The 13,891-nt window shown below is 70.6% G+C and carries 15 protein-coding genes; 5 read left to right on the top strand and 10 right to left on the bottom strand.

The window, feature by feature from the left end; genetic code table 11:
- Positions 1-38: 38 nt before the first annotated feature.
- The 3 genes from ABIA33_RS18395 to ABIA33_RS18385 all read right to left on the bottom strand — a co-directional run bounded on the left by ABIA33_RS18395 (position 39) and on the right by ABIA33_RS18385 (position 3,095).
- On the bottom strand, positions 39-1,349 hold the full coding sequence (locus ABIA33_RS18395) for a glucarate dehydratase family protein (protein ID WP_370082821.1): 1,311 nt from the start codon (positions 1,347-1,349) through the stop codon (positions 39-41).
- Positions 1,346-2,293 (bottom strand): 5-dehydro-4-deoxyglucarate dehydratase, encoded by a 948-nt coding sequence (locus ABIA33_RS18390; RefSeq protein WP_370082819.1) that lies wholly within the window; start codon positions 2,291-2,293, stop codon positions 1,346-1,348. Before ABIA33_RS18390 ends, ABIA33_RS18395 begins: the two co-directional genes overlap by 4 nt.
- A 145-nt stretch (positions 2,294-2,438) precedes the next feature.
- A complete protein-coding gene (locus tag ABIA33_RS18385) occupies positions 2,439-3,095 on the bottom strand; it encodes a GntR family transcriptional regulator (RefSeq protein WP_370082817.1) in 657 nt (218 codons plus the stop codon).
- Between the two features lie 134 nt (positions 3,096-3,229).
- On the opposite strand from ABIA33_RS18385, the gene ABIA33_RS18380 reads away from it, so the two are divergent.
- The 4 genes from ABIA33_RS18380 (at position 3,230) to ABIA33_RS18365 (ending at position 6,646) form a co-directional block, all read left to right on the top strand.
- Positions 3,230-3,943, top strand: a complete 714-nt coding sequence (locus tag ABIA33_RS18380; RefSeq protein ID WP_370082815.1) for a bifunctional 4-hydroxy-2-oxoglutarate aldolase/2-dehydro-3-deoxy-phosphogluconate aldolase — start codon at positions 3,230-3,232, stop codon at positions 3,941-3,943.
- Positions 3,940-4,905, top strand: a complete 966-nt coding sequence (locus ABIA33_RS18375) for a sugar kinase (RefSeq protein WP_370082813.1) — start codon at positions 3,940-3,942, stop codon at positions 4,903-4,905. The genes ABIA33_RS18380 and ABIA33_RS18375 overlap by 4 nt, the downstream gene beginning before the upstream one ends.
- A gap of 51 nt (positions 4,906-4,956) precedes the next feature.
- A complete protein-coding gene (locus tag ABIA33_RS18370) occupies positions 4,957-5,916 on the top strand; it encodes an aldo/keto reductase (protein WP_370082811.1) in 960 nt (319 codons plus the stop codon).
- An 85-nt stretch (positions 5,917-6,001) separates the two neighbouring features.
- Positions 6,002-6,646, top strand: a complete 645-nt coding sequence (locus ABIA33_RS18365) for a uridine kinase (protein ID WP_370082809.1) — start codon at positions 6,002-6,004, stop codon at positions 6,644-6,646.
- A 27-nt stretch (positions 6,647-6,673) separates the two neighbouring features.
- Here ABIA33_RS18365 and mscL read toward each other — a convergent pair whose 3' ends face one another.
- The 6 genes from mscL to ABIA33_RS18335 all read right to left on the bottom strand — a co-directional run bounded on the left by mscL (position 6,674) and on the right by ABIA33_RS18335 (position 11,989).
- Positions 6,674-7,105 (bottom strand): large conductance mechanosensitive channel protein MscL, encoded by a 432-nt coding sequence (mscL, locus tag ABIA33_RS18360; protein WP_370082945.1) that lies wholly within the window; start codon positions 7,103-7,105, stop codon positions 6,674-6,676.
- 113 nt (positions 7,106-7,218) lie between these two features.
- On the bottom strand, positions 7,219-8,868 hold the full coding sequence (locus ABIA33_RS18355) for an MDR family MFS transporter (protein ID WP_370082943.1): 1,650 nt from the start codon (positions 8,866-8,868) through the stop codon (positions 7,219-7,221).
- Positions 8,869-8,930: 62 nt separating this feature from the next.
- Positions 8,931-9,461 (bottom strand): MarR family winged helix-turn-helix transcriptional regulator, encoded by a 531-nt coding sequence (locus ABIA33_RS18350; RefSeq protein WP_370082807.1) that lies wholly within the window; start codon positions 9,459-9,461, stop codon positions 8,931-8,933.
- A gap of 97 nt (positions 9,462-9,558) precedes the next feature.
- On the bottom strand, positions 9,559-10,269 hold the full coding sequence (locus tag ABIA33_RS18345) for a histone deacetylase (protein WP_370082805.1): 711 nt from the start codon (positions 10,267-10,269) through the stop codon (positions 9,559-9,561).
- A gap of 108 nt (positions 10,270-10,377) precedes the next feature.
- Positions 10,378-11,196, bottom strand: coding sequence for an alpha/beta fold hydrolase (locus ABIA33_RS18340; RefSeq protein WP_370082803.1), 819 nt, complete (start codon positions 11,194-11,196; stop codon positions 10,378-10,380).
- Positions 11,197-11,293: 97 nt separating this feature from the next.
- Positions 11,294-11,989: a class I SAM-dependent methyltransferase gene (locus ABIA33_RS18335; protein ID WP_370082801.1), complete on the bottom strand. Its 696-nt coding sequence runs from the start codon at positions 11,987-11,989 to the stop codon at positions 11,294-11,296.
- Between the two features lie 225 nt (positions 11,990-12,214).
- Here ABIA33_RS18335 and ABIA33_RS18330 point away from each other — a divergent pair, with 225 nt between their 5' ends.
- Positions 12,215-13,036, top strand: a complete 822-nt coding sequence (locus ABIA33_RS18330; RefSeq protein WP_370082799.1) for a MerR family transcriptional regulator — start codon at positions 12,215-12,217, stop codon at positions 13,034-13,036.
- Between the two features lie 16 nt (positions 13,037-13,052).
- Here the strand turns inward: ABIA33_RS18330 and ABIA33_RS18325 are convergent, their stop codons facing one another.
- Positions 13,053-13,223 carry a hypothetical protein gene (locus tag ABIA33_RS18325; RefSeq protein ID WP_370082797.1) on the bottom strand — a complete coding sequence of 57 codons (171 nt, stop codon included), beginning with the start codon at positions 13,221-13,223 and terminating at the stop codon, positions 13,053-13,055.
- Between the last annotated feature and the right edge of the window lie 668 nt (positions 13,224-13,891).

Below are 13,891 nucleotides of genomic sequence, written 5' to 3'. Positions count from 1 at the left end.
CAGTGTCGCGGTCCTGTATCAACCGCCACACATCACCTTCACCACCCCGGCGTGTGCGGCAGGTAGCCGGGATGCAGTCGCCGCATGTAGGCCGTGTCGTCGCGCCGTCGCAGCCCGCAGGCGAGGTAGAGCTCGTGCAGCCGGGCGAGGGCGTCCGGGTCGAGTTCGACGCCCAGTCCCGGCCCCTGGGGAACGGGCACCGCGCCGTCCACGAAGCGCAGCGCACCAGGGACGACCACGTCCTCGTCCTCGCGCTTCCACGGCCAGTGGGTGTCGCAGGCGTAGCTGAGGTGCTGCGTCGCCGCCGCGAGCTGGACCATGGCGGCGAGGCTGATCCCGAGGTGGCTGTTGGAGTGCATCGACAGGCCCACGTCGAAGCTGGCGCACAGGGTGGAGAGGTGCTGGGAGAGCCGCAGGCCGCCCCAGTAGTGGTGGTCGGAGAGCAGCACGCCGATGGCCTGCTGGCGGAGCCCCGGGGCGAGGTGCTCGGGGGCGACGACGCACATGTTGGTGGCCAGCGGCATGGGGGCGCGGCGGGCGACCTGGGCCATGCCCTCGATGCCCGCCGTCGGGTCCTCCAGGTACTCCAGTACGCCGTCGAGCTGTTCGGCGACCTTCACCGAGGTGGGCACGGTCCAGGCGGCGTTGGGGTCGAGGCGGAGAGGGAGCTCTGGGAAGGCGGCGCGCAGCGCGTGGATCGCCTCGATCTCCTCCTCGGGGGCGAACACGCCGCCCTTGAGCTTGACGGCCCCGAAGCCGTACTGGTCGATCATGCGGCGGGCCTGGCGGACGATGCCGTCCGGGTCGAGTGCCGCGCCCCAGCCGTCCTCCCCGCCTCCGGGAGCGCCTCCGGCGGCGGCTCCGCGGGCGGCTCCGCGAGCGGCTCCGGGATGCTCGGCCCACTTGTAGAACAGGTACGCGGAGAAGGGCACGCTGTCGCGCACCGCACCGCCGAGGAGGTCGGCGACAGGGCGGCCCACCGCCTTGCCCTGGGCGTCGAGGCAGGCGACCTCGAAGGCGGAGAAGACCGACAGCACCGTCTTGGAGCTGGAGGAGCCGCCGGTGAGGCCGTGGCTGTCGGCGAACGCCCCGCTGCCGACGGCGCTGCCCACGACCTGCTGGATCCGGCCGAGTTGGAAGACGTCCATCCCGGTGATGGCACGGGCGGCCGCCTGCAGCAGATCGAGGAAGCTGTCGTCGCCGTAGGACTCGCCGAGGCCGACGACGCCGTCGTCACAGTGCAACTGGATGATGCTGCGCAGCGCGTAGGGCTCGTGCACTCCGACGGCGTTGAGCAGAGCGGGGTCGTGGAAGGCGACGGGTGTGACGGTGACGCGGCGGATCCTCACTGGCCCCGCTCCTCGCGGTGCGCAGCGAGGGCGGCACGGCCGGCGGCGATGATGCGGGCGAGCTCCTCGACGTGCTCGGGCTTCGCCTCGACCAGCGGCGGGCGGACGGGTCCCACGGCGAGCCCTTCCAGCCGGGCGCCGGCCTTGACCAGGGAGACCGCGTAGCCGGCGACGGTGTCGCGCAGATCGGCGAGGGGCAGCAGGAACGCCGCGAGCAGAGCGTCCACCAGCGCGTCGTCGCCGCTGTCGAGGGCTCGGGCGAAGGCGTGCGCGAGGTCGGGGGCGAAGGCGTGGACGGCGGAGGAGTAGCTGCCGACGCCGATGGCGCGGTAGGCGCGGGCGGAGAGCTCCGCGGTGGGAAGGCCGTTGAGGAAGTAGAACGTGGCGGCACGCGGATGCCCGCTGGTGCGGACGGTCGCGACGATCCGCTGCATCTGCTCGACGTCGCCGAGTCCGTCCTTGAGACCGACGACCTGCGGCAGGTCGAGCAGCGCGAGGGCGGTGGCGGGGTTGAGCCGGGCGTTGGCACGCTGGTAGACGATCACTGGGAGCGGGCTGTCGCGAACCACGTACTCGATGTGCCCGAGGATGCCCTCGGGGGTGGAGCTGACCAGGTAGGGAGGCAGCAGCAGCACGCCGTCGGCACCGCAGTCGGCGGCGTCGGCGAGGCATTCGCGGGCGACGGCGGGGCCGCCTCCGACGCCCGCGAAGACGGGGATGCGTCCGGCGACGGTCTTGACGGCGAGGGTGACGACCTCGCGGTACTCCTCACGGCTGAGCGCCGTGAACTCCCCGGTGCCGCAGGCGATGAACAGAGCCGTCGTGCCCGCTGCGACCTGCTGCTCGACATGGACGGCGAGAACGTCGAGGGCGATCCTGTCGTCGTCGGTGAAGGGGGTCAGCGGAAAGGAGAGCGGCGGGGTGAGCACGGAGTGGAGGTCCATGGGGCTCCTCGGCGAGATGTCAGTGTTCATGTTCGTGAACCAGATTCAGTTTACTGAACAATTTCTGGACAGGGGAGACCACTCCACCATCCGGGCGGGTTGATCTAATCGATAATCGTCAGGGTCATGCCTTCAGGCCCCGCCGTCAGCCTTCTATCGGAGCACCGATCCGCTCCCAGATCTCCAGGACATGCTCGCGGAAGAGGATGCCCGCGACCTCGGGAACGCCACCCCCCAGCGCCGTGACCAGTGGGACGTGGTTCTCGGCGATCTCCTCCAGGCGCCCGAAGTACACCTTGTTGGATACGGCGGTGAAGCTCCGCAGGCCGGCCTCCGTCACGGTCCACATCCGCGCCAGCAGTCCGTTGCCCGCTGCCTCCCAGACGTGCCGGTGGAACGAGACGTCGCCGTCCACCACCCCGCCCACGTCGTCCCGGCGCGCCGCCGCACGCATCGCCTCGACGTCCCCGGCCAGCAGCTCCGCCAGTCCGGGCGGCCCGAGCCTGCACACCTCCGTGGCCGCGAACTGCTCCAACACCGCGCGGACCCGGTACGCCTGACGGGCGTCCTCCTCCGAGATGTCTGCCACGTAGCTGCCCCGACGCGGGAACTGCAGGACCAGTCCTTCCGCCGCCAGGCGCTTCAGCGCGTCCCTGACCGGCGCCTGGCTCACTCCGTAGCGCCGGGCGAGCTCCAGCTCGACCAGGCGGGTCCCCGGCACCAGCTCGCCGGCCGCGATGGCCGTGCGGACGCGCTCGTACAGCTGGTCCGACAGCCGTCCACTGAGACCGGGCTCGACCATGGTGCTGCTCCTCGGTGAGGGGGCGGGCGATGCTGCTGACGACTCTATCGGTGGAGGGGCTATCGGCCGAGGGTCTAATCGATTATCGTTCACATCGTTTCGCCCCCAGCGCCGCCCGACCACCAGGAGAAGCCGTGCCCGCCTCCACCCTGCTGGACGTCCTCCGCCAGGACCGGCTCCTCGCCGTACTTCGCGGCACCGACGCCGACGCCCTCACCGCCTGCGCAGCCGTCCTCGCCGACAACGGTGTACGCGCCGTCGAGCTGACCCTCTCCAGCGAGGCCGGCCTCGAAGCCCTGCGTCGCACCGCCGCCGGACTCCCCTCCGGATCCGGTGTCCTACTCGGCGCGGGCACCGTCCTGACCCGCGGCCAGGCCCGCGCCGCCGTCGATGCCGGAGCCCGCTACCTGGTCACCCCCGGCGTCGCCCCCGACGTCCTCGCGGAGGCCGCAGACCTCGGCGTCCCGGTGCTCTGCGGCGCCCTCACACCCAGCGAGGCGATGACCGCAGTACGCCTGGGCGCAGCCGCCGTGAAGCTCTTCCCCGCTCACGCCGTGGGCGGTGCCCGCTACCTCCGCGACCTCCGTGCGCCCTTCCCCGACGTCCCCTTCATCGCCATCGGCGGCATCGGCCTCGACGACGTCGCCGACTACCTCGCCGCGGGAGCCCTGGCCGTCGGCGTCGGCTCGCCGCTGCTCCGCGAGGCGGCGCGCGACAGCAGCCCGGCAGCGCTCGACGCCCTCGCCGCCCGCGCTCGCGCCTACCTCGCCGCGACGGGCGTGAGCGCTGGGAGCGCCGGGGCCGCCGGGACCGCCGCGAGCAGCACGAGCGGCACGAGCGCCCGGTGAGCGGACTCGTCACCCTCGGCGAGTCCATGGCCGCGCTCTGCTCGACTACCCCCGGACCTCTCCGTCAGGCCTCCCACCTGCAACTCTCCATCGCCGGAGCCGAGTCCAACGTCGCCATCGGCGTCCGCCGCCTCGGCCACCCCGCCGCCTGGATCGGCCGGGTCGGCGCGGACGAGTTCGGCTCTCTCGTCCTGGAGCGCCTCCGCGCCGAGCAGGTGGACGTCACCGGCGCACGCACGGACCCGGACGCCCCCACCGGCCTGCTCATCAAGGAGCAGCGCACCCCCGACGTCACCCGCGTCCAGTACTACCGCGCCGGATCGGCCGGCTCCCGGCTCCGTCCGGACGACCTCACCGACAGCCCAGCCGCGGAACTGGTCGCCGATGCCGCCGTCCTTCACTTCACCGGCATCACCCCGCTGCTGTCCGCCAGCGCCGCGGCGGCCGTCACCCGCGCCGTCGAGCTCGCCACCGCCGCCGGGGTCCCCGTCTCCCTGGACATCAACCACCGCTCCGCGCTCGGCAGTCCGGACGGGTTGCGCGAGCACCTCCGCCCGCTGATTCCGCACCTGTCGTACCTCTTCGGCGGCGAGGACGAGTTGCTGCTGCTCGCCGACACCGACGACGAGCACGAGGCCGTGCGCCGCCTGCGCGGGCCAGAGATCGTGATCAAGCGCGGCGCGCGGGGCGCGACCGTCCACGCGCCGCTGTCCGACGGCGCGGAGGCCCCGCTGCACGCGCCCGCCGTCCCGGTGCGGGCCGTCGACCCCGTCGGCGCGGGGGACGCGTTCGTCGCCGGCTACCTCGCCGGGCTGCTGGACGGCGCCGCGCGCGCCGAGCGGCTCCGGCTCGGCTGCCTGACCGGCGCGTTCGCCGTCTCCGTCGCCAGCGACTGGAGTGGCCTCCCCACCCGCGACGAGCTGCACCTACTCGACGCCGCCCCCGGCACGACCCTCCGCTGACGCGACCCTGCCGCGGAAATACCCCTCGTCCGACCTGCGTTGGATCAGGTCATGACCTCTCCCCTCGCTACCCGTACCCGCCTCGGCGACTCCGATCTGTCCGTGTTCCCGCTCACTCTCGGCGGCAACGTCTTCGGCTGGACCGCTGACGAGGCTCAGTCCTTCGCCGTTCTCGACGCCTACGCCGCCGCCGGCGGCAACTTCGTCGACACCGCCGACGTCTACTCCGCGTGGGCGCCTGGCAACTCCGGCGGCGAGTCGGAGACCGTGCTCGGCCGGTGGATCGCGGCGCGCGGGAACCGGGACGACATCGTCGTCGCCACCAAGATCGGCGCCCATCCCGAGTTCAAGGGCCTCAAGGCCGCGACCATCGCGGCGGCGACCGAGCAGTCGCTGCGCCGCCTCGGCATCGACCACATCGACCTGCTCTACACCCACTTCGACGACGAGAGCACCCGCGTCGAGGAGATCATCACCGCGCTGGACGAGCTGGTGCGCGCGGGCAAGGTCCGCCACATCGCCGCCTCCAACATCTCGCCGGCCCGGCTCACCGCCTCGCTGGAGTTCTCCCGGCGCGAGGGCCTGGCCACCTACGTCGCGCTCCAGCCCCACTACAACCTGGTCTCCCGCGACACCTACGAGGGCGAACTCGCCGACGTCGCCGCCACGTTCGGCCTGTCCGCGGCCCCCTACTCGGGCCTCGCCTCCGGCTTCCTCACCGGCAAGTACCGCCCGGGCGGCCCCGCCGTCGAGAGCGCCCGCGCGGCGGGCGCCGCAAAGCACCTGGACACCCCGCGCGGCCTCAAGGTCCTGGAGGCCCTGGACACGGTCGCGGCCGCCCACGAGGTGGAGCTCGCCACCGTCGCCCTCGCCTGGCTCGCCGCCCGGCCCACCGTCGCCGCACCCATCGCCAGCGCCCGCACGGTCGAGCAGCTGCCCGCGCTGGTGGCCATCGCGGACCTGGCGCTGACCGACGCGGAGCTCACCCTGCTGACGGACGCCTCTGCCTGATCGCCATCACCGGAGATCGATCGTGGTTGTGCCTCCCAGCCTTGGGGGGCACAACCGCAACCACGACCACCGCGAAGGAGCCCACGTGCAGGTCCGGCCGCTGACCCCCGCCGCGCTCGCGACCGAGCTCGCGGAGCATGCCGCACGGCTGCCGCTGCCCGAGGGCACACGGCTGCGGGTCGCTGTGGACGGGGCCGCCGCGGCAGGGACGGGAGAGCTCGCGGACACGGTCGCGGACGCGCTGCGTGTCCAGGGGCGTGCCGTGCTGCGCGTTCGCGCCGCCGACTTCCTCCGCCCGGCCTCGCTCCGCCTCGAGTACGGCCACCAGGACCCCGACGCCTACTACGACGGGTGGCTGGACACCAACGCCCTGTTCCGCGAGGTCTTCGACCCGCTGGAACCGGGCGGAAGCGGCCAGGTCCTGCCTGCGCTCCGGGACGCGCGGACGGACCGGTCCACCCGTGCCCAGCCCGTGCCCCTGCCGCCCGGCGGGGTCCTGCTGCTCGACGGCCCGCTGCTGCTCGGCCGCTGGCTGCCGCTGGACCTCACCGTCCACCTGCGGCTGACCCCCGCCGCGCTGGCCCGGCGCACGCCCGCCGACCAGCAGTGGACACTGCCGGCCTTCGCCCGTTACGAGGACGAGGTCCGGCCGAGCGAAGCCGCCGACCTGGTCGTGCGAGCTGACGACCAGCGCCGTCCGGCACTGGTCGTCAACTCGCCCACCGTCTGACGCGCCGTCACCGACGCGGGAAGCCTGTCACTGACGCGGGAAGCTCTGCACGGGCGCGACGACCTGCACGGTGCAGAAGGAGCAGCGGGTTGCCGCCGCCGGGATGGTGCTGAGGCACTCCGGGCACTCCTTGGTCGGCGCACCCGGCTCCTTCTTGGGCGCGAAGCGCTGGTGCAGCCGGTTCACGGGGAGCACGACGAAGTAGTAGACGACGGCGGCCACCAGGATGAAGCTGATCAGAGCACTGATCAGAGCGCCGTAGGGAAAGATCACCCCGTTCACGTTGAAGCTCTGCTTGCTGAAGTCGCCCGTCCTGCCCGAGACCATTCCGACGATCGGCGTCAGGAACGCGGTGACGAAGCCGTTCACCACGGCCGTGAACGCTGCGCCGATCACGATGCCGACCGCGAGGTCGACGACGTTCCCGCGCAGCAGGAAGCTGCGGAAGCCCTTCATGATGTTCTCCATACTGTCCGGCGCCGAGGACTGGCGCGGTAACACCATTCCAGGATTGGGGCCGAAGAAGCGAACGGCCCCGCTCCGCAACGGGGCCGTTCACGACACAACACGCGTTACGAAGCGTCAGCTTCCCTCGCGGCCTTCTCCTTCTCCGCAGCTTGGGCCTGCGCCTGCGCCTGGATGCCGGACACGCTCCGCAGCGGAACCTCCTTGATGAACAGCACCAGCACGAAGGCGACCGCGACAACCGCCGCGCCCAGCAGGAACACCGTGTGCATGGAGTCCGCGAAGCCCTGCTTGAAGGGGGCGGCGAAGACGCCGTCCAGCTTCTGGATGAAGGACGAGTCGCTGAGCACCGAGGACGATCCGCCACTGCTCGCGCTCGGGTGCTTGAGCATCTGCACCACAGGCTGGTTGGCGGGGTTGTTGACGACCGTCGGGTCGTGCAGCGCGGACTGGAACTGCGGCGTCTTCGCTGCCGCCTGGAACGCTGTATTGATCTTGTCGCCGACGGTGCTGAACAGCACCGACAGGAAGATCGCCGTACCGGCCGTCGCGCCCAACTGCCGGAAGAAGGTGGACGACGCGGTGGCGACGCCCATGTCCTTCGCGGGGACCGCGTTCTGGACGGACAGCGTCAGCGTCTGCATGGTGCAGCCGAGCCCCACGCCGAAGACCAGCATGAAGGCCATGGTCTCCGCGAGTGGGGTGTTCCACTGCACCTCGAAGTGGAACAGCAGCATCGCGGCGACCAGCAGCGCGGTGCCGACGACCGGGAAGATCTTGTAGCGGCCGGTGCGAGAGGTGATCTGGCCGGCCATGATCGAGGCGGCCATCATCCCGAGCATCAACGGCAGCATCATCAGGCCGGACTTGGTCGGGCTCGCGCCCTTCACGATCTGCAGGTACTGAGGGATCATCAGCATTCCGCCGAACATGCCCATGCCGACGAGGACGGCGAGCACGCTGGTCTGACTGAAGACCTTGTTGCCGAAGAGCCGCATCGGGATCAGGGCCTCGTCGCCCATCCGGCGCTCGACCAGGATCCAGGCCACGATACCGAGCACGCCCACGACATAGCAGGTCAGCGACCGACCCGAGACCCAGCCCCAGTCGCGTCCCTGCTCGGCGACCAGCAGCAGCGGGACGACGCCGACGGCGATGGTGACGGCACCCCACCAGTCGATCCGGTGGTCCCGGCGGGTGTGCGGCACGTTCAGCACCTTGGCGACCACGACCAGCGCCACGATGCCGATCGGCACGTTCACCAGGAACACCCAGCGCCACCCGGCGATGCCCAGGATCGTGTTCTGCCCGGCGAGGAAGCCGCCGACCAACGGCCCGAGAACGCTCGACGTGGCGAAGACGGCGAGGATGTAGCCCTGGTAGCGAGCACGTTCGCGCGGCGGCACGATGTCGCCGATGATCGCGAGGGCCAGCGCCATCAGACCGCCCGCGCCCAGGCCCTGGAAGGCCCGGAAGGCGGCGAGCTCGATCATCGACGTGGAGAAGGTGCAGGCCACCGATCCGACCACGAAGATGCTGATCGCGACGAGGAAGAACGGCTTGCGACCGTAGATGTCGGAGAGCTTGCCGTAGAGCGGCGTCGCGATGGTGGACGTGATCAGGTACGCCGTGGTGGTCCACGCCTGCTGGCTCAGGCCGTGCAGGTCGTCGGCGATGGTGCGGATCGCGGTGCTGACGATGGTCTGGTCGAGTGCGGCCAGGAACATGCCCATCATCAGACCGCTGAGGATGGTCATGATCTGGCGGTGGCTCAGGCCACCGGGTGCGGGTACCGGCGGTGACGCGGTGGTGCTGCTGCTCACTGGTGTTCTCCCTGTTGCACCGCAGCGGTCGCCATCGGAGGTGTCGCTCCGATGGGGCCGCCGAAGAGTTCTGCGCTGTTTTCTGCGAAGTCGTCGTTGAGGCGTCCGAACAGCCGGACCAGCTGGTAGCGGTCCTCGGCCGGCCAGGCGTCGAGCATGCGGGCCAGTCGCTGGTTGCGCTGGTCGCGGTAGTGCTGGAAGGCGATGACGCCGTCGGGGCTGGCGGAGAGCAGCGCGCCCCTGCGGTCCTCGGGGTCGGGGCGCCGCTCGACCAGGCCGCGGTCGACCAGGGAGCGGATCTGCCGGCTCACGGTGGAGAGGTCCAGCAGAGTGTCCGCAGCGAGATCGGTGGCCCTACGCGGGCCGCAGCTCACCAGGCGCGCGAGCAGCAGGCGGTCGCCCCCGCCCGGATCCTCGCGCGAACGCTGCTTCCACGCCGTGATCAGCCGCATGAAGCGGGCCATCTCGTCACCGAGCGCGGTAGCCGCGTCGGCGGCGGTGGCCGTACCGGATACCTGCTGCGCCATGACGCCCCTCCCATGCAGTTGCTTGCCCCTTGCAAGTAACTGTACACGGCACCGTTCTATGCCTCGCGCGGGGTTGGGCTGTTACCGCCGCACTTGCTCAGTCGGCGAGCAGGGCGGCGATGTCCGCCATCGACCACTGCCCGGCGGCGCCGGGACGGGCGGCGAGGTACTGAGCGATCCGCTCCGTGCTCCAGCGGTGCGACTCCCGGAGGCCCGTTGCGAGGTTGCGGAGGTAGGCGGCACTCGGCCTGTTGAGCCAAGCCTCAGCTCGACGCCACGGAGCCGTGAAGGTCAGCACGGGACGCCCGTCCAAACGCCCGTCCGCATGTCCGTCCACATGTCCGTCCACATGTCCGTCGAGGAGCCTCGGGCGGACCAGGGTCTCGTACCGTCCCTCCCCCAGCGTCGCCCGACCGGTGGCGAGCACACCGCTGAGGTCGAGATCCTCGCCGGGATCCCGGTACATCTCCTGGGCGGCGATGTCCGAGAACTGCGACACCGTGAGCAGATAGGCCCGCGCCGGCATCTCGCCGGGATCGAACGGGTCGTAGAACCCCATGCCGCCGGTCCACGTCGCCGACTCCAGAGCGAAGTAGAGCTGCCCCGGCAGCATCACCGGAACCATTCGTTCCGGCCGCCGCGGATCGCGGCACCCCGGGTAGGTCCTCGCACCTCCGGGCGGGCGGCCGCCCGCAAGGTAGTAGGCGAGCCTGTCGACATGCATATTGGAGCCATAGGCGGCGTACCAGACCCGGCGCGTCGCCTCGGCGCGGCTGGAAGCGTCCGCCGGCCTGGGTGGAGTGGTCACGTCACCAGTCTGGCCGTTCCGCTGGTACACCCTCCCCGACGGCGCACCGCCCGCGCTGCACTACCGCTGAAGCAGTGCTCGACACGCAGCGCGTCCCGCCCTGCGACGTCAGGGCTGTCGGCGCAGTGCGCGTGGGAGGGTCACCCGGAGGTACTCCTCCGGGTCGGTCAGCTGCGGAGCGTGCCCGGCACCGGCGTACAGGTGCCGCTCGGCCTGCGGCAGGACGGCGGCGATGCGATCCAGTACGGGCCCGAACATCGGCGGGCTGTTGTCGCTCCCCGTGAGCAACGCGGGTCCGTGGTACGCGCCCAGAGCGCCGAGGTCCAAACCGGGCGCGTCCGGATCGCGGAGTTCGTCGAGGAAGGTCGGAGCGTTGCGCACAAAGACGTCCCGGACCGGGGCGGGGAGTTGTCCCCACGCGCCCGGACCGAACGCGACCGTATCGACGAACAACTCCGCTGCCGCCACGTAGTCGCCGGTCTCAAGCACCGCGCGGACCGGATTCAGGCCTTCGCGAACAGCCAGCGCGATGGGCCGCACCATCGGGTCGTCGACCAGCAGTCCTACCCCCGGTGGCTCGTGCACGGCGATCCCGCGCACGAGTTCGGGCCGGGCCGCCGCCAGCCGCAACGTGATCAGCGATCCGAAGGAGTTGCCGCAGACGAACGCGGGAGCCAGTTCCAGTCCCTCGATCAACCCGGCGAGGTCCGCCACGTCCTCGTACACCGAGCCCTGGCCGGCCGGAGCGGCACTGTGACCGTGGCCACGCCGGTCGTACGACACCACCGTGCAGTGCTCGGCCAGCTGTGGCGCGACTCTCGACCAACTGCTCCCGTCCACCCACGAACCGTGAACGAGCACCACGCTGCGCCCGCTCCCCTGGACCTCGTAGTGCAGCGATGTGCCGTTCGTCCTGATCTCAGCCACCCGCGCCTCCAGACCTCGGTTCGGGCCAACCTCACCATTCCGGCGCGCGCCGGGCGACTCGTCGTACGCCGTCGGGGTCGATGTGGGAGCGGGAGATTCAGCAGCGGATGGTGAAGAGCACGTAGCCGTAGCTGAGTCCCAGGGCAGCGGGGTGGGCGGCGAGCCAAGGATCGGCGATCTCGGCAGGGAACTCCAGCCGCAGCACCGCCTCGAGGTCCGCGCGGGAGTTGAACCGCCATTCGCTCAATACCTCGGTCCGCTCGGCACCCCGCTGAGCCCACCATTCATCGGTGCGCTGCCCCGCGGCCTGTGGCCCGGCCCACGACAACTGCGCCAGCAGGTCCGCGAACTGCCCACTGCGCTGATCGTTGTCCACGACCACCAGAGCTCCACCGGGCCTGAGAACGCGCAGTACCTCAGCCAGTCCCGGCTCGCAACGGGGCGGAAAGAAGTAGGCGAACCGCGCGTGCACTACGTCCACCGAAGCGTCTGGGAGCGGGATGTGCTCGGCCGAGCCGGCCAGGACCCGGGCCCGCGGGTCCCGTTGCCGCGCGATCCGTATCAAGGTCGGGTCGGGCTCGACTCCGATGGTCTCGGATGCCTCCTGGACATACCCCGGAAGCCAGAACCCGCTGCCACAGCCGAGATCCAGCAGGGTACGGCCAGCCCACGGAGCCGTCTTCCGCATGGCCTCCAGGACGAGTCCCTGGGGGTCCAGCGCACGGTTCTCGATCTCGTAGAGTGCGGGGTCACCACCCTGGTTGGGGGCGGGAGCGAAGTCGGGCAGGTCCACCGGAGCATCCTTCTGCGGGCCGTGACAATCAGGGCCATCGTGAGCGACAGGACTGTTACGGGCAATCCATTTCTGCACCCATCAGGGCCGTGACCTGTCCAGCGCGCGTACGTTCCTGACCTCCGGGCGCGGACGCCCGCGGGGGCGGGTTGTCAAGATCACCGGGGCGGGTAGGGCGGCCGGCTTGACCCTCACACGGTGTGAGGCCCTGCACTAGGAGGCGTCATGTTCAGCATCGGAGATTTCGCCAAGCACGGCCGTGTGTCGATCCGCATGTTGCGTCACTACGACGACATCGGACTGCTCCGGCCGGCCTACGTCGACCCCGCGAGCGGCTACCGCTTCTACGAGGCCGGCCAGCTCGCCCGCCTCAACCGAGTCATCGCGCTCAAGGACCTCGGCTTCACGCTCCAGCACGTCCAGAACATCTTGGACGACAAGGTCGGCGTCGAGGAACTGCGCGGAATGCTCAGGCTGCGCCGGGCCGAGTTGGCGGCGGCGCGCGAGGCAGCGGCGGCACGGCTGGCCGAGGTCGAGGCGAGACTCCGCATCATCGAAAGGGAGGGTCACATGCCCACCGACGACGTTGTGGTCAAGCAGATTCCGGCGGTTCGGCTCGCCGAACTCACAGGAGTCGCGGCGAGCTTCTCGCCGCAGGACATCACGCCGGTGATCAAGCCGCTGTACGCGCAGCTGATCGAGCGGCTGATGGCCGCAGGCGTGACGCCGGTCGGCCCCGCGATCGCCTACTACGAGAGCGCCGAGGACGACCAGGTTGTCGTGCACGCCGGGATGCCGGTGAACATCGAGGCCGATCCGAGCCACGACTGGTCGATCGTGGACCTGCCGGGGATCGATACCGCGGCGACGGTCGTGCATCGCGGATCGATGGACGACGTCATGTCCTCGATCCAGACGCTCGCCAAGTGGATCGATGCCAACGGCCATCGCTCGACCGGCTACAACCGCGAGCTCTACCTGGAGACCCCTGCCGATGAAGGTGCATGGGTGACGGAGCTTCAAGAGCCGATCACGAAGGCCTACTGAGCCCGGCACGGCGAGGTCACGGCGGTGGTGCGTCGAAGGCCAGGCCGGTCTCGGCGACGAAGCCGTTGAGGATGGTGGGGCGGTACTGGAGGCGCTGGAGCCGGTCGCGGACCAGCGCCTCCAGCTGGTCGACGGCGACGGGGGCAGCGACGAGGTCGGCCAGGCTGCGGTTGACGTGAGACCACACGCCCTCGGCCGGGTTCGTCGATCAGGCCTATGCAGTCGCGCTCGGACAACGACCGCCGCTCCTTCTCGCGACCCCGGTGGACCCGCAGCCGGTAGAACAACCGCGTGCGGGCCCCCGGCCGCACAGCGATCAGCGCGGCGGAACCTAGCGAAGCGACATCAAAGCGCGCGGCTCAGTAGCCCCGCCGCGCGCCTGAACCGCGCGTCCTAGCGAGGCTCCGGCTTGAGCCCGCCGGGGTTCGCTCTCAGGCGTCCCGCGACGGCACCCGGAGCTGGGCCCCCTGTATCCGTCACTCGCCTGCAGCGCTGTGATCACTATGGCCCAGTGCCCCTCACGCAGGCATCCGTGCCCTTCGGGGCACCCTCGGCGCCCTCGGTGCGGCCTCTCGGTCCCCGGATTCCCCAAAGCCCGGCAGAGATGATCACGCTTGACGTGTCCGAGCAACGAGAAGGGCCTCCGGCCTGGAGTCAAGCTCCGAGCCGAAGGGCCCTCTTCTGTGCGCTCAGCAGGATTCGAACCTGCAACCTCTTGATTCCGTAGGCCCATTCCACTTGATTTGCGACCTCCGAACGCCAGAACCTACGGTGCCAATCCGACGCCGTGGAAGTGACTCCTCTGCCGCGAGATCCACCCCCGTGCGTCGTTGTGTGCACCCGTTGTTGTCAGCC

The sequence above is a fragment of the Streptacidiphilus sp. MAP12-16 genome (assembly GCF_041262165.1).
Taxonomy (GTDB): Bacteria; Actinomycetota; Actinomycetes; order Streptomycetales; family Streptomycetaceae; genus Streptacidiphilus.
Note: the sequence above shows the minus strand (reverse complement) of the source record. Positions and strands in the feature narration are given on the sequence as shown.

What these genes read in the sequence shown, in the direction of transcription:
- ABIA33_RS18390 (WP_370082819.1), bottom strand. Translation starts at nt 2,293, where the DNA reads ATGGACCTCCACTCCGTGCTCACCCCGCCGCTCTCCTTTCCGCTGACC.
- ABIA33_RS18385 (WP_370082817.1), bottom strand. Translation starts at nt 3,095, where the DNA reads ATGGTCGAGCCCGGTCTCAGTGGACGGCTGTCGGACCAGCTGTACGAG.
- ABIA33_RS18370 (WP_370082811.1), top strand. Translation starts at nt 4,957, where the DNA reads ATGACCTCTCCCCTCGCTACCCGTACCCGCCTCGGCGACTCCGATCTG.
- ABIA33_RS18355 (WP_370082943.1), bottom strand. Translation starts at nt 8,868, where the DNA reads ATGACCATCCTCAGCGGTCTGATGATGGGCATGTTCCTGGCCGCACTC.
- ABIA33_RS18350 (WP_370082807.1), bottom strand. Translation starts at nt 9,461, where the DNA reads ATGGCGCAGCAGGTATCCGGTACGGCCACCGCCGCCGACGCGGCTACC.
- ABIA33_RS18330 (WP_370082799.1), top strand. Translation starts at nt 12,215, where the DNA reads ATGTTCAGCATCGGAGATTTCGCCAAGCACGGCCGTGTGTCGATCCGC.